Below are 19,221 nucleotides of genomic sequence, written 5' to 3' on the forward strand. Positions count from 1 at the left end.
TGCATCCGATGGGCAATGCGCAATCGCTGTTCGACCCTTGCACTGCGATTGCGCATTTCCCATTGAGCGGCTGTTTCCATGAGCATCGAATTCCTCATCAACGTGACCCCGCAGGAGACGCGGGTCGCCATCGTCGAACAGGGTGTCGTGCAGGAGTTGCACGTCGAACGGACCGCGAGCCGCGGCATCGTCGGCAACATCTACCTGGGCCGCGTCGTGCGCGTGCTGCCGGGGATGCAGTCCGCCTTCATCGACATTGGCCTCGAGCGCACGGCCTTCCTGCACGTCGCGGATATCTGGAGCGACCGCCACAACGGCGACACGGGGCGGCCGATCGAGCGCATCCTCGTCGAAGGCCAGAGCCTGATGGTGCAGGTCCTGAAGGATCCGATCGGCACCAAGGGCGCGCGGCTCTCGACGCAGGTCAGTATCGCAGGGCGGCTGCTCGTGTACCTCCCGCAGGAAAAGCATATCGGCATCTCGCAGCGCATCGAGGACGAGAGCGAGCGCGAAGCCTTGCGCGAGCGACTGACGCGCCTCGTGCCCGAGGACGAGCCGGGTGGCTTCATCGTGCGGACGATGGCCGAGTCGGCGTCGGACACCGAGCTCTCCTCCGACATCGGCTACCTGAGGAAGCTGTGGGGCGAGATCCGCAACAGCGCCACGGGGCGCTTTCCGCCGACGCTGCTGTACGAGGACCTCAGCCTCGCCCAGCGCGTGCTGCGCGATCTCGTCGATGACGACACGACGCGCCTGCAGGTCGACTCGCGCGAGAACTACCAGAAGCTCAGCACCTTCGCCGCGGAATACACGCCGAAGGTGCTGCCGCTGCTCGAACACTACGGCGGCGAGCGGCCGCTGTTCGATCTGCACAACATCGAGGACGAGATCCAGAAGGCGCTCGCGCGGCGGGTGAACCTGAAGTCCGGCGGGTACCTGATCATCGACCAGACCGAGGCGATGACGACCGTCGACGTGAACACCGGCGGCTTCGTCGGCGCGCGCAACTTCGACGACACGATCTTCAAGACCAACCTCGAAGCGGCGCAGACCATCGCGCGGCAACTGCGCCTCAGGAACCTCGGCGGCATCATCATCATCGATTTCATCGACATGGAAAGCCAGGAGCACCGCGACATGGTGCTCGACGAGTTCCGTAAGGCGCTCGCTCGCGACCACACGAAGATGACGGTCAATGGCTTCACGGCGCTGGGCCTCGTCGAGATGACCCGCAAGCGCACGCGCGAATCGCTCGCCCATCTGCTGTGCGAGCCCTGCCCGACCTGCAGCGGCCGCGGCGAAGTGAAGACCGCCCGCACCGTGTGCTACGAGATCCTGCGCGAGCTGTTGCGCGAGGCGCGCCAGTTCAACGCGCGCGAATTCCGCATCCTCGCCGCGCCGGGCGTGATCGATCTCTTCCTCGACGAGGAATCGCAGTCGCTCGCGATGCTGTCGGACTTCATCGGCAAGAAGATCTCGCTGCACGCGGAGGCGAGCTACCAGCAGGAACAGTTCGACATCGTGCTGCTGTGAGCGTCGGCGTGCCTGCAACACCGCGCGAGCCGACGCCGGAGCGCTTCGGCGCCACTCCGCTGCGCTGGTTCCTCGCGACCCGCCCCGCCTTCCTCAGCGTCACGCTCGCCGGTTGCCTGATCGGGCTGGCGGCGGCGCATTCGGATGGCCTGCCTTTCGACATGCTGCGCGCGATCGTCACGGTCGTCTTTGCGCTGCTCGCGCATGCCGGGGCCAACGTGCTGAACGATTACCACGACGCCTTGAGCGGCGCGGACGCGGCGAACACGCAGCGGATCTTCCCCTTTACGGGCGGCAGCCGTTTCATCCAGAACGGCGTGCTGACGGAGCGCGAGACGGCGCGGCTGGGCTGGGCGCTGCTGGTGCCGGTGGTCCCTGCCGGGATCTGGCTCGCGGCCGGGTCGGGGACGGGGCTGATTGCGATCGGACTTGCGGGGCTCGTGCTGGGCTGGGCCTATTCGGCGCCGCCGCTGAAGCTCGCGAGCCGCGGGCTGGGCGAGTTCGCGGTCGCGGCGGCGTGGCTGCTGGTCGTAATTGGTGCGGACTTCGTGCAGCGTGGCACCTTCGCGTGGACGCCGGTTGCGGCCGGGGTGTCCTTCGCACTGCTCGTTGCGGATCTGCTCTTCATCAACCAGTTTCCGGACCGCGCGGGCGACCAGGCGGCGGGCAAGCGCACGCTGGTCGTGCAGCTTGGCGCGGATAGCGCGAAATGGGCCTATTTTGGCGTCGCGATCATCGCCTACGGCTGGCTCGTGCTGCAGGTCGGGCGCTACAACCTGCCGCAGGCCTGCGCCGCCGCGGCGCTGACGTTGGTCCTGTCCTTCCATGCGGCGCGGCTGTTGCGCGAGCACGCGGAGGAACCGGCGAAGCTCGCACCGGCGATCAAGCTGACAATTCTTGCGACGAACCTGCACGGTTTCGTGCTCGCGGCCACCCTCGCCTTCGGCCGCCACACCTGACTTCAATTTCGGATTGATCCCATGATCGGACGCATCGCCGGCATCCTGCTGGAAAAGAACCCGCCCCAGATCGTCGTCGACGTGCACGGCGTCGGCTACGAGATCGACGTGCCGATGAGCACCTTCTACGGCCTGCCCGCGAGCGGACAAGCCGTGTCGCTTTTCACCCACCTCGCGGTGCGCGAGGACGGGCACTTCCTGTACGGCTTCGCGAGCGCCGACGAACGCGCGGCCTTCCGCCAGCTGCTGAAGGTGTCGGGCATCGGCGCGCGCACGGCGCTCGCGGTGCTGTCAGGGCTGTCGGTGACGGATCTCGCGCAGGCCGTGGCGCTGCAGGAGGCCGGGCGACTGATCAAGATCCCCGGCATCGGCAAGAAGACCGCCGAACGCCTGTTGCTGGAGCTGCGCGACAAGCTCGGCAAGGCGCTGCCGACGCTGGGGGCGACGGTCTTCCCGGCCGGCAGCGCGACGGCCGAACCGGACGCGCGTAGCGACATTCTCAACGCGCTGCTCGCGCTCGGCTATAACGAGAAGGAAGCGCTGTCGGCAATGAAGGGAGTGCCGGAAGACAGCGGCGTCTCCGATGGCATCCGTCTCGCACTGAAGAGCCTGTCCAAAGCCTGAGGCAGCCTTCCCCTGCGGAGGGGACACGGAGGCTCATCCAGCGCAAGGGCAAGCAGGAGCTTGCCGGAACCGCGGGAGGCAGGGCCAATGGACGAATTATTGAGCTTGCTGTTTGCGGCGGCGGTCGAGCTGAGCGGACTGCCGGCGATGGAGGCACGCCCCCCGGTGCAGGCGATGCCGTATCGGGACCTGTTGCAGGAGATCTGCAGCGATCTCAAGACGGATGCCCGGCAGCTGCTCGCGGCATTCGATGACTGCACGACGCAACACGCGATGTGGCCGGCGGTCTGCGAGGAGCCGGACCTCGATTCCTCGCGCTATGAGCGGTGCACCGGGCAACAGGGCCTCGTGGCGGCCTACATCGTGGAGCAGGGTCGCATCGTCTATCGCGACGACCTCAGCCTCGACAACGACATCGACAACTCCTTCCTGGTGCACGAGTTCGTGCACGCGTTGCAGGATGGCGCGAGCAGCGGGCACCCGTTCGACACCTGCGCCGACGTCATGGCGGCCGAGCGCCAGGCCTACGCGGTGCAGCAGGCCTACCTGCGGTCGCGGGGCCAGATGCTGCGGGTGGGGGACCGGCTGCGCTGGGTCGGCTGCGAGGGGGTTCGCTGAGGCCCCCCGCCCCGGCGTTGCAGAGGGCGCCGAGGGCACAGCGGTACTCCCCGCGGGAGAGTCGGCCGAGCAGATGCCGGCGGGTAATGTCGCGCAGGGATTCCGCAAGGCGGATGCGCTCGGCCTGCGCGTCGGCGCAGGCGCGAGCGGGCGGCGGTTCAGCCGGCCACACAATCCGCCTCGTTCTGCGCCGCCAGCCCGGGGGAGAGGGCAAACTCGCAGCCGGTCTTGGTCTTCACCTCGGCGACGCTCACGCCGGGGTGCAGTTCGATGAGCACCAGACCGCCCCCGCCGGGCCGCTTGTCGACGGCAAACACGCAGAGGTCGGTGATGATGATGTCGACCACGCCGGCGCCGGTCAGCGGCAGCGAGCATTCGCGGACGATCTTCGGTGTGCCGTCGCGCGCCGCGTGCTCCATCATCACCACCACCCGCTGGACCCCCGCCACGAGGTCCATCGCTCCGCCCATGCCTTTCACGAGCTTGCCCGGGATCATCCAGTTGGCGAGGTCGCCCCGCTCGCTCACCTGCATCGCGCCGAGGATGGCGAGATCGATGTGGCCGCCGCGGATCATCGCGAAGGAATCGGCGCTGCTGAAGATGCTGCTGCCGGCGAGCGTCGTGACCGTCTGCTTGCCAGCGTTGATGAGGTCGGCGTCGACCTCGGCTTCGGTCGGGAACGGCCCGATGCCGAGCAGTCCGTTTTCCGACTGCAGCCACACCTCCATGCCCGGCGGAATGTGGTTGGCGACGAGGGTCGGCATGCCGATCCCGAGATTGACGTAATAACCGTTGCGTAGCTCCTGCGCGGCGCGCCGGGCCATGTCGTCACGAGTATAGGCCATGTTCATTCCTGCCGAGTGGTGCGTTGTTCGATGTGCTTGGTCGGGCGCGGATTGACGACGATGCGCTGGACGAAGACGCCGGGGGTGTGGATGTGGTCGGGGTCGAGGGTGCCGGTGTCGACCAGCTCCTCGACCTCGGCCACCGTGATCCGGCCGGCCGTCGCGACCACCGGGTTGAAGTTGCGCGCGGTCTTGCGATAGACGAGGTTGCCGGCGCGGTCCGCCTTCCACGCCTTGACGAGGGCGACGTCGGCGGTCAGCGAGTGCTCCAGCAGGTAGCGCCGACCGTCGATGTCGCGCTCCTCCTTGCCCTCGGCCACGAGCGTGCCGACGCCGGTGCGGGTGTAGAAGGCCGGTATGCCCGCGCCGCCGGCGCGCAGCTTTTCGGCGAGCGTGCCCTGCGGCGTCAGCTCGACCTCAAGCTCGCCCGACAGCAGCTGACGCTCGAACTCGGCGTTCTCGCCGACGTAGGACGCGACCATCTTGCGGATCTGCCGCGTGGCGAGGAGGAGCCCGAGGCCGACGCCATCAACGCCCGCGTTGTTGCTGATCACGGTGAGGTCCTTCACCTGCGCGTCGCGCAGCCCGTGGATCAGCGTCTCGGGAATGCCGCACAGGCCGAAGCCCCCGACCGCGACGGTCTGCCCGTCCTGCACGACGCCGGCCAGTGCGGCAGCGGCGTCCGGATACACTTTGCTCATAAGGTTCTCCTGGTAAAGATCATGTTCCGACGGCGTCCGCCACGTCGCGGGCGGCCGGCCCAATCACGCGCACCGCGTCGATGGCGGCCGGATTCTCGATCGACGACAGGTCGCCGACGCGAGTGCCGAGGTAGGCGCTGCGCATCACGCGGCGCACCGTCTTGCCGTTGCGGGTCTTCGGGATCGCGTCGACGCGATGCACATGCGCCGGACGCAAGGGCTTGCCGAGCTGGCGCCCGACGTGTTCGACGAGCTTCGCTTCCCACGCCTCCCATGGCCGCGTCGCGAGCGCCTCGCGGTCGGCAACGGTGACGAAGCACACCGCGGTTTCGCCCTTGAGTTCGTCGGGCACCCCGACCGCCACCGCCTCGACGACCAGCGGATGCGACACCAGCGCGGATTCGAAGTCGGCCGGGCCGACGCGCTTGCCGGCGATCTTGATCGTGTCGTCGCTGCGGCCATGGACGAACCAGTAGCTGTCCTCGTCGACGCGCGCCCAGTCGCCGTGCACCCACACGTCCGGCCAGACCGACCAATAGGCGTCGCGGTAGCGCTCCGCGTCGCGCCAGAAGCCGTGGGTCATGCCGGGCCAGGGCTGACGGATCGCGAGTTCGCCGACGGTGCCGCGCACGGAGCGGCCGTCGCCGTCGAGCACGTCCACCGCCATGCCCGGAATCGGCCCGTTGAAGGAGCACGGCTTTTGCGGCAGGCCGGGAAAGCACGCGAGGATGCCGCCGCCGATCTCGGTGCCGCCCGAGTAGTTGATGATCGGGCGACGCGATTCGCCCGCCTGCTCGAAGAGCCACCGCCACGGCGCCTCGTTCCACGCCTCGCCGGTCGAGCCGAATACGCGCAACGTGTCGAGGGTGCCCGGCGCAGGTAGGCTTGCCTCGTTCGTCATCAGCATCCGCACCAGCGTCGGCGACAGGCCGAGATGCGTGACGCGGTGGCGCTCAACCAGTTGCCACAGCCGCCCGGCGTCGGGGTAATCGGGCGTGCCTTCGTAGAACATCAGCGTCGCGCCGAGCATCAGCCCGCCGTAGACCATCCACGGCCCCATCAGCCAGCCCATGTCGGTGATCCACATCAGCGTGTCGTCGGCGCGCAGGTCGAAGGCCATCTGCAGGTCCTGCGCGGCCTTCACCGGGAAGCCAGCGTGCGTGTGGACGACGCCCTTCGGCTTGCCGGTGGTGCCCGAGGTGTAGATCAGCATCAGCGTCTGATCGGCCAGGAAGGCCGTGCGCGGACAGGTGGACAGGTAGCCCGGGAGCCGCCGGTATTCGAACTCGACGCAGGAGGCTTCGCCGGCATCGTCGGCGACGTCGGCCGGACCGATGCCCAGCCGGTCGACGACGACGAGGTGGCGCAGCGAGGGACTCGCGCGCGCCGCCGCCCGGGCCTCGGCGAGCATCGGCACGCGCTTGCCGCGCCGGTAGTAGCCGTTGGCGCAGACCAGCACGCGCGCCTCGCAGTCGGCGATGCGCTGCGCGACCGAGTCGGCGCCGTAGCCGGAAAAGAAGGGGATGAAGATCGCGCCGATGCGGGTCGCAGCGAGCATCGTCACGGCGGCCTCGGGGATCATCGGCAGGTAGAGGGCGATGCGGTCGCCCTCGCCCACGCCCATTGCGCGCAAGCCGGCGGCGACGCGCTCCACCTCGGCGCACAGCTCCGCATAGCTGATGGTGCGCAGCTCGCCGCGGTCACCCTCCCAGCGGATCGCGATCTTGGTCGGCGTCGCACCGGCGTGCTTGCCGACGAGGTTGTCGACGAGGTCGAGGCGCCCGTCGACGAACCACTTCGGCCACATCGCACCGTCGCTCACATCGAGCGTCTCGCGGTACGGCGTCACCCAGTCGAGGCCGATCGCTTCGACGACCTGGTCCCAGAAGCGTGCCGGCTCGCACGCCGCCCGCTCGCGCAGGTCGTCGAGGTCACGATAGCCGTGGCGCGCGATGAAGCGCGCGAGCTGCGTCGTGCGCCATTCGTAGCCCGTGGGCGTATACATGTTCATGTCGGAGTTCTCCCGGCCTTGTCCTTGTCGATGCCGCGGACCGCAGCGGTCCCGCCTCGCCCTTGCGCAAAAAAATGTCCGTCCCCGAAGGGGGCTGGGGACGGACAAAGGGGGAGAGCCGGAATCCCGATCGCGGTGGCGGAAGCCGCCTCAGCGGCCCGCGCCGGTTGCGACTTCCTCGAGGACGTTGAGCGACACGTCGGTCTCCTTCACGCCCTTCGGGTTGGATTTCATGTTCGACGACCAGTTGGTGGCGTGACCGCGCTTGACGTCGATGATGTGGCCCACCACCGGCATCACCGCCTTGTAGCCGTCGTCGCCGGTGTCGGGGCGGTTCTGGAAGATGAACATCTTCCAGAACTCACCCTTGCGATCGAGCGCATAGCCTAGGTATGGCCGTGGGAACTCGACTTCGATGTAGGCCACCTTCTTGCTGTACGGGTGCTCCGGCGGCGGCGTGCCCTCGACCACATACACCTCGCGCGGCTCCCACTCGATGTCCTTCGCCGGGTTGAAGAAGGGCGGCTCGCTCATGCCGATGCGCGGGTATTCCTTCTCGATCGACTTGCCGGTCTGGCTGTTGTCGACGCTCATGTCGGGGCTGTGGGCGATGGCGAAGACCCAGCGCTTCTCGATCAGCTTGTTCGACGTGTATTTCGTCGGCCAGGCGTCCCAGATATCCCAGTCGTCATAGAGCTGGTCGGTGCCGCCGATCGGATCCATCCACGCGCCGCCCGACAGGCGACGGGTGCGACGCACCGACTTCAGGTACGCGTAGGCGTCGTCGGGCTTCTTCGAGTCGGCCTCGTTGTAGCGCACCGAGAAGGAGCCGATGCCGCGGATCTCCTGCGGGCTGGTGGCGACGAAGTAGGTCTTCTGCGCGACGTTGCCGTCGCCGACCGAGATCGGCCCGCCGTCGAGGCGTCCTTCCATGTAGTAGCGCCGCGACTGGAAGCGCTGCACGCGCTCGAAGCCTTTCTTCGCGTCGAGGAACACCCAGGCGATGTCGCGCAGGTCCATCGTCGCGCCGTAGGTCGCCGCGCGCAGGTTCCAGATCACCTTGTCGCCGGCGTTGGGGTCGTCGAGCTTGATCGCTTCGGGCGGGAACAGCATGCCCGCCTTCCAGCCGGTGACGGTGCGGTCGGCGGGGTTGAACTTGACGTCCTTCGACCAGTTCTTCGTCGCCTCGACGTACTTCGGGTCCATCTCGATCTTCTTCGAGTGGGCGATCTTGATCGTCAGGTCGTAGTTGTTGATCATCCATTCGAGCTTTTCGGGAATCATGCTCGCGATGGTCTTGCCCTCGAAGGTGTCGTTCTTGACGCCGGCGAGGTTGTCCTTGGTGATGACGAAACCGGGCTCCAGCACCTTGGCCTGCGCGCCCTGCATCGCGAACAACAGCATCAGGCCGACGGCGCCGCCGGTGGCGAGGCGTCGCACCGCGGGGCGGTCGGTGTTTCGGGAATGCTTGTACATGGTGGTCTCCTCCTTTTTTAGAACTGCCGGGTCAAGCGGAAAACAATCTGGCTGGCGTTGTCGAAATAGCCGAACAGCTGCGATTTCTGGTTACTGAACGGGACCTTGCTGGAGCGGTCGCCGGTCCAGAACAGGTCGGCCTCGATCTTCGCCAGCCACTGCTCGGAGAGCGTCATCGACACGCTGGGAATGGCGAAGCCGCCGCCGTGCGTGAGATCAAAGCCGATCGCGAAGCCGGGGTTGATCGTGTCGTTGCGGTAGTTCAGCGTCGTGAACGCGGTCAGGATGGTGTTGTGCTCGGTGAGCGGCGTGCCGTAGGCGAAGAGACGCACGAGGTCGTCCGACTCCTTGAAGTTCAGCACCTGGGTGTCGAACAGCTGGATCGACGAGAACGACGGGCGCGAGGTGCCGAGCAGGCCTTCGAGACCGAGGTTCTTGTCGATGCGCAGCATCGTCGTCAGCGTGTCCTTCTTCTTCACGCCGCCGAGCCCGATGCCGACATTGCCCGGCACTTTCGGATCGAGGAAAGCCCCGGTCCCGACGTTGTAGGGCTGATCCTGGGTGTAGGCGATCTCGGCGCTGAGCACGGCGTCGAGCGGGCCGCTGTAGCCGCTGACCGTCATCCCATAGACATCGATCTTCGGGTGGATCAGATCGAACACCGAGCCGGTCGGCGCCTTCTCGAAGGGCCTGAACGTGGAGTTCGCGACCGGATCGGCGGAGAAGGTGCTGAGCCAGGCGAAGGAATAGCTCAATCCGTAGGCCTCGCCCGACCAGCGCACGCCGCCGGTGACGTCGCGGTAATCGCCGTCGGGGTGCTTGCAGTCCTTGTTGGTCACGGTGCTGAGGTCGAAGCCACGATAGGGCTGGAAGAACCAGCGTCCGCCGCGGATATCGTAGGTGTTGCCGATCGACTCGCAGCTGTCCCAGCCCGGCCGCACATAGGCCGCGAGCATGCCGTCGGCCTCGGGGACGCGGATCTTGGTCGAGATCAGCGTCAGCGGCTTGCGCCACTCCTCGTTCTCGCCCTCGAAGAAGAGGCGCCACGACAGGTCATAGCCATGCACCAGATCCATCGCGTGGAAGAAGTCGGATTCGCCCCACACCAGTTGCTGCTTGCCCGCCTTCACGGTCACCCGGTCGCCGAGCGGCACTTCGGCCCACAGCTCACGCAGTTCGCGCTGGTTGTAGTTGTCCAGGATGCTGTTGCCGCCAGCCGTGCCGTTGGTCTCGCGCAGGCGCTCGAGGTCCCGCAGGTAGTCGGTCTTGGCTTCCCGATCGAGACGGCCGATGGCTTTCCACTTCACCGGCCCGGTGCGCGCATCCGCGTCGAGCAACAGCGAGCCGCGCACCATCGACAGCTTGCCCTTGCTCTTCTTGTCGATCGCATCGAGTTCGGGCTGGTCCTCGAGGTTCATCGACACCCAGGCGCGCGCATAGCCCGACAGGTTGAAGCTGAAATCCTTGGCCCAGGACCCGTCGTCCTCGGCGCCCCGGGCCGGGCTCTCGGCACCGTGTGCCGGACTCCCCGCGAGCCCGGCAATCGCGGCGGCCACGGCGGCCGCTGCGATCTTTCTTCTTGCTACTCCCTTCGTCATCTCCTCGCTCCTTATGGTTTTGGCACTGCACTGAAAGCTTCATGGGCGGACGCGGCCCGCTCGGCGCTGCCGCGCCCGCGGGACCGCATCAAGCGACCATCACCGGCTCGGCCTGCTCGATCGGATGTCGCTTGCTGCCCACGATGAATTCCGGCCGGAACACATAGACCAGGGCGGGCATGATGAAGAGGGCGCTGAACGCCGAGATGAAGAGCCACAGGGCGATCAGCACGCCCATGTCGGCCTGCAGGCGCAGCGACGAGAAGTGCCACAGCACGACGCTCGTGATCAGCGTCATCGCGGTGATCAGCACGCCCTTGCCCGGCCCCATCAGCGCATTGACGATGGCGCGCTCGACGTTGTGCGAGCGGTGCAGGTTCTCGCGGATGCCATCGACGATGTAGAAGGTGTAATCGACGCCGAGCCCGATGCCGAGCGCCACCACCGGCAGCGTGTTGATGTTCATGCCGATGCCCTGCCACGCCATGTAGCTGAAGGTGATGGTGTTGGAGAGCAGCACCGGGATCATGAAGAACACCCCGGCCACCGTGGAGCGGTAGGTGATCGTGCAGCAGACGACGAGCACCAGCAGCGCGAGGGCGATCGCCTCGATCTGACCGGCGAGGATCACCTCGTTCACCGCCGCCAGCACCCCGACGAGGCCGCCGGCGAGCAGGTACTCGGCGTCCTTGATCGGGTGCTGGGCGACGTAGTCGCGCACGCGGGCCACCGCCGTGCGGATCGTCTCGCCCTGGTGGTCACGGAAGAACAGCGTCACCGCGCCGTTCTTCGCGTCGGCATCGGCATAGCGATCCATGTCGCCCGGATCGGAACCGGACACGAACATGTACATCAGCTCGCCGTTCTCGTCGCCGCTCTGCCCCAGCTCCTGGTACATCGGATTGCCTTCACGCAGCACGCGCTTGACCTGCGGCAGGATGTCGGCGAGCGAGATGCTGCCGCCGACCTCCGGCTGAGCCTCCATGTACTTCTGGAAGCGCGTCATGCTCGACAGCACCTCGGGTTCGCGCAGCGCCCCCGGCTGATTCCCGGCGACGACGACGAACATGCGGTCCGAGCCCTGGAACTGGCGGTTGATCTCCGCGGCGTCGCGGTTGTAGCTCGAGTCCGGCCACAGGATCGGCGAACCCGGGTTGGCATCGCCGACCTTCAGGTTGAAGGCGTACAGGCCGGAGACCACGAACACCGCCCCTGCCGCCCCGAGCACCGCGTAGCGCCAGCGCGTCGTGACGATCGCCGAGCACAGTTTGAGGATCGCCATCAGCACGGGGTTGATGTTCACCGGGTGGATGGGGCGTTGGCGTGCGCTGACCCAGGACAGCATCACCGGCGTGAGCACCAGCGCGCTGATCAGGATCGTCAGCACCCACACCGTGCCGATGAAGGAGATCTTCTGCAGCAGCGGGATCGGCGTCAGCGCGACCACCAGCACACAGCCGGCGTCGGCGACGATCGCGAGCATGCTCGGCTTGAACAGGTTGCGGGCACTCGCCCGTGCGGCGGCCTCGGCCAACGCGACGCCGTGCGCGGTCTCGTCGTCGAAGCGGGCGATGAGCTGCACCGAGTTCGAGATCGCCTGCGCGGTGATCAGGAACGCGACCACCACCACCAGCGGATCGAGATGGAAGCCCATCAGCCGCGCCGCGCCCAGTGCCCAGATCGCACTGACCGTGCCGGCGAGCAGCGGCAGCGTCGTGCCGTGCCAGGTCCGCGTGATCAGGCACAGCAACACCACCAGCGCACCGACCGCGATGAAGAAGATCGTCAGCGTCTCGTGCAGGTAGTGGTTCACCCAGCCGTAGAGCACCGGCTCGCCGACGATGCGCACCTGCACGCCGTCGCCGCTCGCCTCCTCCACCAGCGTCATCAGCTGGTTGAAGGCGCGTGTGTAGTCGATATTGCCGTCGCTGAAATCGACCGTGACCAGCGTCGCTTTCAGGTCGGTCGACACGTAGGGGCCGTAGACCAGCGGATTGTTGAGCACCGACGCCTTCAGCGCCGCGAGCGCCGCCTCGTCGCGCGGCAGTTCCGGCCACATCAGCGGACGCGATTCGACGCCCTCGGTCGAGGCGCGCACCTCCTTGATCTTCTTCGACGCGAGCGAAATGATCTGGTAGGTATCGACGCCTTCGACCTGCTGCAGATCGACCGTGAGCTTCTGCACCTTGCCCAGCACCACCGGGTTGAAGATGTCGCCGTGCTCGACCTCGAGCATGATGCTGACCATGTTCGAGCCGCCGAAGGTCTGCTTGAAGCGCTGGTTCACGGCGACGTAGGGATGATCGCGCGGCAGCAAGTCGCTGAAGATCGTCTTCACTTCGATCTGGCTCGCCTGATAGCCCATCACCAGCGTCACCAGGGCCACCGCGGCGACCACCAGCGCGCGGAAGCGGATGAGGAAGGCAAAGGCGCGATCGACCTTGCCGAATGTCGTGTTTTTCACCTGTGTTCCCTCACATCCGCTGTTGGCCGGCGACGCGCAGGGCGCCGTTGTCGAGCACGGCGAGGTTGCTGCCGGCGAGGAAGTAGCGCGTGCCGACGCGGGCGACCTGGGTGCGCCACGACACGTCGCCGTCGGCGACGCGGCCGAGCTGCCATGTCTGCGCGTCCGCGTCGGCGCTGGCCATCACGCCCTTGTCGCCGACGGCGAGCCAGCGGCCGTCGTCCCACATCACGCTGTAGAAGTGTTCGCGGGTGAAGGCCGGCACCTGGCGCCAGCTGGCGCCGCCGTCACTGGTGACCAGCAAGGTGCCGGCGAGACCGACGGCCACGCCGTGTGCGGCGTCGCGGAAGGCGAGCGCCATCAGGCTGACCTTGTTCGGCGTCGCCACCGCTTGCCAGTTCGCGCCGCCGTCGGTGGTCCGCATCAGCGCGCCGAACTCGCCCACGAGCCAGCCCGAATCGCCGACGAAAGCGATGTCGTTCCAGGCGCGGTCTTCTTCGGGCAGCACACGCGACCAGGTCGCGCCGCGGTCGGTCGAGCGCAGCACGGCCCCGAACTCGCCGACGGCCCAGGCCGCTCCGCTCGCGATGCGAACGCGGAACAGCTTGTTCGGATTGCTGCTGGCGGGAATCTCGGCGCGCGCCCAGCTGCGACCGCCGTCGCCGGTCACGACGACGACGCCGTCATTGCCGACGGCCATCGCGTGCTCGCTGTCCCACGCCGCGATGCCTTGCAGATTGACTTCGGTATCGGAGCTCTGGCGCACCCAGGACTGGCCGCCGTCCTCGCTGCGGACGATCTTGCCGCCGGCGCCCGCCGCCCATACGACCTGGCTGTCCGGGGTGGCGACGCTGTAGAACGTGTCGCGGCGCTCGATCGCCGGCGGTTCGACTTTCTGCACCACCGCCTCGGCCTTGACGAAGAGGCCGGCGTACAGCAGTCCGCCGACGATCACCAGGGGCGCGGACGACGTCATCAAGGTCACGACGCGCCGGGCGCCGCCTCCATACTTTCTCAATCGACGCAGCATCAGAGTCTCCTTCACGCCCCGGAACGGCGCGCGTTTTCTTTTTTTGGGCAGCCGAATCCCTGCAGGGCATTCGCCTCGCATGGTTCGTTACCTTGTTCGGGGAAAATCGGGGGCCCGGACTACGGCCCCCCGGCCGGCGCTTTCCAGGCGAAAGCGCCGGCCCTCAGCCGCCGGGCACCCCGCCCGGCCGGGACGGCTTACGCCGCGCGTTCAGGCACCGGCAGACCGACCCACTCCTTGTAGAAGGCCTCGATGTCCGGCTCGAAGTCGTGGATCACCGGGTACCACGGGGTCGGCGCCTCGACGTCGTGCATCGTCCCGCAGGTCGGGCAGTAGTACTCGCGGTACACCTGCCACTGCGTGTCCGGCGCCATCAGCTTCGGGTATACCTCGGTCATCGCCTCCTCGGTGTCGCGCACGTAGATCGCCGCGTTCAGCTTCCAGTTCTGCCGGTAGTCGCCGAACTCATGGCCGCAGTCGCACTTGGTGACCCACTGCTTGGTCTTCGCCGATTGCACGATGTAGAGATGCGGCCCGAGCGGCAGCACGATCTTGTCCTTGAAGCTCACCTTGGCCTGCAGCGCCTTCACGTACTGCTCGAAGCGGCTGTTGTCCTTGGGCATCGACAGCATGCGGAAGGTGGTTTCCCAGTCGAGCGAGCCCTCGACGAGGTGTGAGACCTGTTCATTGGTGTAGGTAGACATTTCTCAACTCCTTGATTCGGTGATCACTCTTCGACCTGGACGACGGTCGTGACGTCGGGCAGCAGCGACAGGTCCATGCGGTGCTTGGAGCCGTAGGACGGCACGCCCAGTTCGGTTTCCAGCAGCTGCCAGTCGGCGGGCAGGCTCCAGAAGGCCTTGAACTCGTTCGTGAATTTTTCCGACAGGGCGAAGCTCGTCGCGAACATGTGCTGCACCTGCACGGCCGCGTGCTTATTCACGATGCGTTCGCGCTCTTCCTTCATCCACTCGCGGGTCGGCAGCGCACGGGCCAGACGCTCCTTGCGGATCTCCGCACGGCGGGCCTGCGTCTTCGCGGGATCGACCGAGAACACGCCCTTCGCGTCCTGCGTGAAGACCGCGCCATAGACCTTCTGCGCGTACTCCGGCAGCAGGAACTTCTGGTTCAGGTCGTTCTCGATCGCCTTCGGCTCGCGATCGATCGGGTCGCCGAAACCGGGGCCGCCGCGCAGGTAGTTCAGGTACAGGTCGTGGTTGTCGTAGCAGTCCTCGGTGGTCATGCACTGCTTGTCGCGCTTGACCACGGCGGTCGCGTCGATGTGGCGCTCGTAGTCCGGGCGAGTCGGATCGAGGTCGCCCCCGAGCGGCAGCGAGTCGCCGATCGCGATGCGCTGCTCCAGACCGGTCTTGTGCGCCTCGAAGCGATAGCCGGTCGCCGACGGGTAGCCGCCCATCATCCCCCAGTCGCTGTTCATGAAGCCGTTGCCCATGAAGAACATCGTCCAGTCCTGGGCGTTCCACACCATGCGCAGCGTCTCGAAGCCGCAACCACCGCGATACTTGCCGTAGCCGCCGGAGTTGGCCTTCACGTTGCGGCCGAGGTACAGGAGCGGCTCGGCCATCTCCCAGATCTCGATGTCGCCCATGTCGCCTTCCGGGTTCCAGATCGCGGCGGCGTGGTTGAGGCCGTCCTTCACCGCGCAGGCGCCGGTGCCGCAGCTCGAAGCTTCGAAGCTATTGACCGCGTGGATCTCGCCGTCCTGGTTGATGCCGCCGCCCTGCAGCCAGTTCGAGGTGTTGGCGTTGCCGGCGTTAACTTCTTCCAGATAGCCGCGACTGAAGTAGGACTGCGAGAGGCCGCGCCACAGCGCTGCCCAGCCGGAGACCAGGAAGTGCCAGGCGTAGGCGTGGCCGGTACGGCGGTCGTCTGGGTTGCACCAGGTGCCTTTCGGCAGCTTGAACTCGGTCGCGAAGTACGCGCCGTCGTTGATGCGCTGGGTCGGCACCAGGGTCTGCGACATCATCACCCAGATGCCCGAGGTGAAGGCCACCTGGTGGGCGTTGAAGGTGTGCCAGCCCCAGCGGCTCGCACCTTCGAAATCGAGGCGCCACTTGCCGTCCGGCCGGATCGTCATTTCGACCGGCGAGTGCATGATCGAGTCGAGCTTGGCGAAGGCGTTCGAGACCTGCACGTCCTCGTGGTTGAACGGCACATCGACGAAGGAGACCTTGCGGTACTTGCCCGGCAGCGTCATCGCCTTGATGCGGCTCATCAGGCCGCGGCGGCCTTCCTCGATCACCTCGGCGCCGAACTTTTCGTAGGCATCGAGACCGTCGGCGCGGATCACTTCCTCGACCAGCTCGCGGATCATGTGGCAGCCGGCGATCCGGGTCTTCTCGTCGAGGATCCAGTACTTCGGCGTGCGCACCGAGCGCTGGCTTTCGTGCAGCCAGTCGCGCAGCGGCTCGTCGTTGATGCCGGTCTTGCGGCAGGTGATCATGTAACCATCGCCGAAGCGCTGGGTCTGGCCGGTGGACATCGAACCCGGGGTTACCGCACCGGTGTCGATCACGTGCGTCACGCCGCCCACCCAGCCGATCAGCTTGCCTTCCCAGAAGATCGGGACGATGGTCGCGATGTCGCACGGGTGCACGTTGCCGATCGCGCAGTCATTGGTCGTGAACATGTCGCCGGGATTGATGCCGGGGTTGCCTTCCCAGTTGTTCTCGATCATGTACTTGATCGCCGCGCCCATCGTGCCGACGTGGATGATGATGCCGGTCGAGGTCAGGATGCAGTCACCGGCGGCGTTATAGAGCGTGAAGCACAGCTCGCCTTCCTGCTCGACGATCGGGCTCGCGGCGATCTTCTTCGCCGTTTCGCGGGCATGCACGAGGCCGCCGCGCAGCTTGGAGAACAGCTTCTCGTAGCCGATCGGATCGCTGTCCCGGAATTCGAGCTTCTCGATGCCGTTGTAGTAACCGGTGGTCTTGGTGCGCTCGATGATGCCGTCGCGGAACTGCTTCAGCGTCTGGCCGTTCTTCAGCAGGTCGGCAAAGCCGACTTCCTTGTTTGTCATCATGTTCATGGCGGGTCTCCTCCTTACTTCACTTCTTTGAGATGGAACAGGCGGTGCTTGTCGACCGTCGTCTCGAAGCCGTCGGGCACGACGAAGGTCGTCGCGTCGGATTCGATGATCGCGGGACCGACGATGTGGTTACCCGCCTTGAGCGACTCCATCTTCCACAGCGCCGCATCGACCCACCGCTTGTGGCGATAGAAGGGGCGCGTACCCAGGTAGGCTTCCTTCGGCGGCGTCGGGCCGCAGTCGGCGTCTTCCGGCAATACCGGCTTCTGCGTCACGACCATGCCGCGCAGGATCGCGCCGGTGATCGAGAAACCCAGTTCCGGCGAACGCGCCGAGTTGGCATAGACACGGCCGTAGGTGTTCTCGAAGGTCTCGATGATCTGGTTCCAGTCGGCCGCCGTCGCCGCGGAGGACACCGGCGAGACGATCTCGAGGTCGTTCAGCTGGCCCATGTACTGCATCTTGTAGCCGGGGATCAGCATCACGTCTTCCGGCTTGTAGCCGTTGATCACGAACTCATCGACGACCTTGACCGCCAGTTCTTCCCAGGCTTGCTGGAGGCTGGCGCAGGCCGCCGCCTTCTCGGCATCGCTGGCGAACTGCGCCACGCCGAGGTCGACCGACTTGTCGTAGCGATACTCGAAGTCCGCGCAGGCGCAGCCGAAGGCCGAGAAACCGGCCGCCCAGGCGGGCACCACAACGTCCTTGAAGCCGACGCCCTCGGTATAGCCGTAGGTATGCACCGGGCCGGCGCCGCCGTAGGAGAAGCACGTGAACTCCGCCGGGTTGTAGCCCTTGGCGCTGATGTTGGCGCGCAGGTACTCGGAGAGCGTCAGGTCGAGCAGCTCGATGACGCCCGCCGCGGCGTCCTCGACCGACAGCCCGAGCGGATCGGCGATCTGCGCCTTGATATGGTCGCGGGCGCGCTGCACGTCGAGCTTGATCGCACCGCCGAGGAAGTTCTCCGGGTTGAGGTAGCCCAGCACGACGTGGCAGTCGGACACCGACACCGTATCCAGCCCGCTTTCCGGCCAGCAGGTGCCGACGCGGTAGCCGGCGCTGTCCGGGCCGAGCTTGATCGACTTGCTGTACGGGTCGAGGCGCACGAAGCTGCCGGCACCGGCGCCGACCGAGTCCATCGCGACCAGCGGCAGCGACAGCACCAGGCGGGCCATGTCGGGGTCGGACTTGATCGCGAAGCTACCCTTGGTGATCAGCGCCACGTCGAAGGAGGTGCCGCCGATGTCCGAGCAGGCGATGTTCTCGTCACCCAGGTACTCGCCCAGCAGCTTCGAGCCGATCACGCCGCCGATCGGGCCGGAGACGATGGTGCGCGCCAGTTCCTTGGCCTTCCACGAGATCGTGCCGCCGTGCGTCGCCATCACCCGCAGGTCGAACTTCGCGCCGTGCTTCTTGAAGCGGTCGCTGACCTTCTTCAGCGTCTGACGCGAAGGTTCGGCGCCGTAGGCTTCGAGGATGGTCGTGTTCATCCGGTGGCTTTCCTTGCGCGACGGGTAGTAATCCACCGAAGCGAACACCGGGATGTCGACCTTCAACTTCTTCAGCTCATCCCTGACCAGATCGCGGGCGCGCAGCTCGCTGCTTTCGTTCTTGTGGGACTGCAGCAGGCAGATCACGATCGCCTGCGAACCGGCTTCCACCAGCTCGCGCGTCGCCTGGCGCACTTCTTCCTCGCGCAGCGGGATCACGACCTTGCCCTGCACGTCCGTGCGCTCGGTCACGCCACGGGTGCGCGAGACCGGCACCAGCGGCTCGTCGTAGCGGTGCGTGTTGAGGTGGATGCGGTCTTCCAGCGCGTAGCCGAGGTAGCTCTGCAGCGCACGGCCCATCGAATGGATCTGCTCGAAGCCGCGGTTGCAGATCAGACCGACATCGAGGCCCTTGCGCATCAGGATGCGGTTGAGCATCGCGGTGCCGGAATAGACGCAGGTCACGAGCTCGGGATAGACGTCATCCACCTCCCGGCCCCAGTGCGCCAACGCATCGACGGAGGAGTTGTAGATGGCGAGCGATTCGTCGCCGGGGTTGCTCTGGGCCTTGCCGACGACGAAGCGGCCGTCGGCGCGCACGAAGAAGGTGTCGGTCATCGTGCCGCCGGCATCGATGCCCATCACCTGTACGGATGACTGCTGGACTTGCATGTTGCCTCCTGTCATTGGTGTGTTGGAAGTCACGGTGCCTGCCGGTCGCCACAGACGCTGGACACCGGCCGGTCGCCTCGGACGATCCGGAGAGCTGTCGCCCCCGGCACCTCTTCCGCAAGGGCCGGGCCACTTCGGGTCACGAGGC

14 protein-coding genes are annotated in these 19,221 nt (G+C 66.5%); 4 read left to right on the forward strand and 10 right to left on the reverse strand.

Annotated elements, in window-relative coordinates:
• Window positions 1-78: 78 nt before the first annotated feature.
• From rng to VJ673_RS22355, 4 genes are all read left to right on the forward strand, one after another.
• A complete protein-coding gene (gene rng, locus VJ673_RS22340; protein WP_324128382.1) occupies window positions 79-1,533 on the forward strand; it encodes a ribonuclease G in 1,455 nt (484 codons plus the stop codon).
• A gap of 8 nt (window positions 1,534-1,541) precedes the next feature.
• Window positions 1,542-2,492 carry a prenyltransferase gene (locus VJ673_RS22345; RefSeq protein WP_324128383.1) on the forward strand — a complete coding sequence of 317 codons (951 nt, stop codon included), beginning with the start codon at window positions 1,542-1,544 and terminating at the stop codon, window positions 2,490-2,492.
• Between the two features lie 21 nt (window positions 2,493-2,513).
• The gene (gene ruvA, locus VJ673_RS22350; protein WP_324128384.1) at window positions 2,514-3,116 is read left to right on the forward strand and encodes a Holliday junction branch migration protein RuvA; all 603 of its coding nucleotides are present in this window, start codon (window positions 2,514-2,516) and stop codon (window positions 3,114-3,116) included.
• A gap of 87 nt (window positions 3,117-3,203) precedes the next feature.
• Complete coding sequence (locus tag VJ673_RS22355) at window positions 3,204-3,734, forward strand: hypothetical protein (RefSeq protein ID WP_324128385.1); 531 nt, start codon at window positions 3,204-3,206, stop codon at window positions 3,732-3,734.
• 158 nt (window positions 3,735-3,892) lie between these two features.
• Here the strand turns inward: VJ673_RS22355 and VJ673_RS22360 are convergent, their stop codons facing one another.
• The 10 genes from VJ673_RS22360 to VJ673_RS22405 form a co-directional block, all read right to left on the reverse strand.
• Window positions 3,893-4,579: a CoA transferase subunit B gene (locus VJ673_RS22360; RefSeq protein ID WP_324128386.1), complete on the reverse strand. Its 687-nt coding sequence runs from the start codon at window positions 4,577-4,579 to the stop codon at window positions 3,893-3,895.
• Between the two features lie 2 nt (window positions 4,580-4,581).
• Entirely contained in the window at window positions 4,582-5,280 is a 699-nt protein-coding gene (locus VJ673_RS22365; RefSeq protein WP_324128387.1) for a CoA transferase subunit A, read from the reverse strand.
• Window positions 5,281-5,299: 19 nt separating this feature from the next.
• Window positions 5,300-7,291 carry an AMP-binding protein gene (locus tag VJ673_RS22370; RefSeq protein WP_324128388.1) on the reverse strand — a complete coding sequence of 664 codons (1,992 nt, stop codon included), beginning with the start codon at window positions 7,289-7,291 and terminating at the stop codon, window positions 5,300-5,302.
• 150 nt (window positions 7,292-7,441) lie between these two features.
• The gene (locus tag VJ673_RS22375; protein WP_324128389.1) at window positions 7,442-8,767 is read right to left on the reverse strand and encodes a DUF1329 domain-containing protein; all 1,326 of its coding nucleotides are present in this window, start codon (window positions 8,765-8,767) and stop codon (window positions 7,442-7,444) included.
• Window positions 8,768-8,784: 17 nt separating this feature from the next.
• Window positions 8,785-10,365, reverse strand: a complete 1,581-nt coding sequence (locus tag VJ673_RS22380) for a DUF1302 family protein (protein WP_324128390.1) — start codon at window positions 10,363-10,365, stop codon at window positions 8,785-8,787.
• A gap of 88 nt (window positions 10,366-10,453) precedes the next feature.
• A complete protein-coding gene (locus VJ673_RS22385; protein ID WP_324128391.1) occupies window positions 10,454-12,829 on the reverse strand; it encodes an efflux RND transporter permease subunit in 2,376 nt (791 codons plus the stop codon).
• Window positions 12,830-12,839: 10 nt separating this feature from the next.
• On the reverse strand, window positions 12,840-13,859 hold the full coding sequence (locus VJ673_RS22390; protein ID WP_324128392.1) for a WD40/YVTN/BNR-like repeat-containing protein: 1,020 nt from the start codon (window positions 13,857-13,859) through the stop codon (window positions 12,840-12,842).
• Between the two features lie 197 nt (window positions 13,860-14,056).
• The gene (locus tag VJ673_RS22395) at window positions 14,057-14,563 is read right to left on the reverse strand and encodes an acetone carboxylase subunit gamma (RefSeq protein ID WP_324128393.1); all 507 of its coding nucleotides are present in this window, start codon (window positions 14,561-14,563) and stop codon (window positions 14,057-14,059) included.
• 23 nt (window positions 14,564-14,586) lie between these two features.
• Entirely contained in the window at window positions 14,587-16,911 is a 2,325-nt protein-coding gene (locus VJ673_RS22400; protein WP_324128394.1) for a hydantoinase B/oxoprolinase family protein, read from the reverse strand.
• Between the two features lie 14 nt (window positions 16,912-16,925).
• A complete protein-coding gene (locus tag VJ673_RS22405; RefSeq protein WP_324128395.1) occupies window positions 16,926-19,073 on the reverse strand; it encodes a hydantoinase/oxoprolinase family protein in 2,148 nt (715 codons plus the stop codon).
• Window positions 19,074-19,221: the final 148 nt, after the last annotated feature.

The organism is Aromatoleum sp., from assembly GCF_035254505.1.
Taxonomy (GTDB): domain Bacteria; phylum Pseudomonadota; class Gammaproteobacteria; order Burkholderiales; family Rhodocyclaceae; genus Aromatoleum.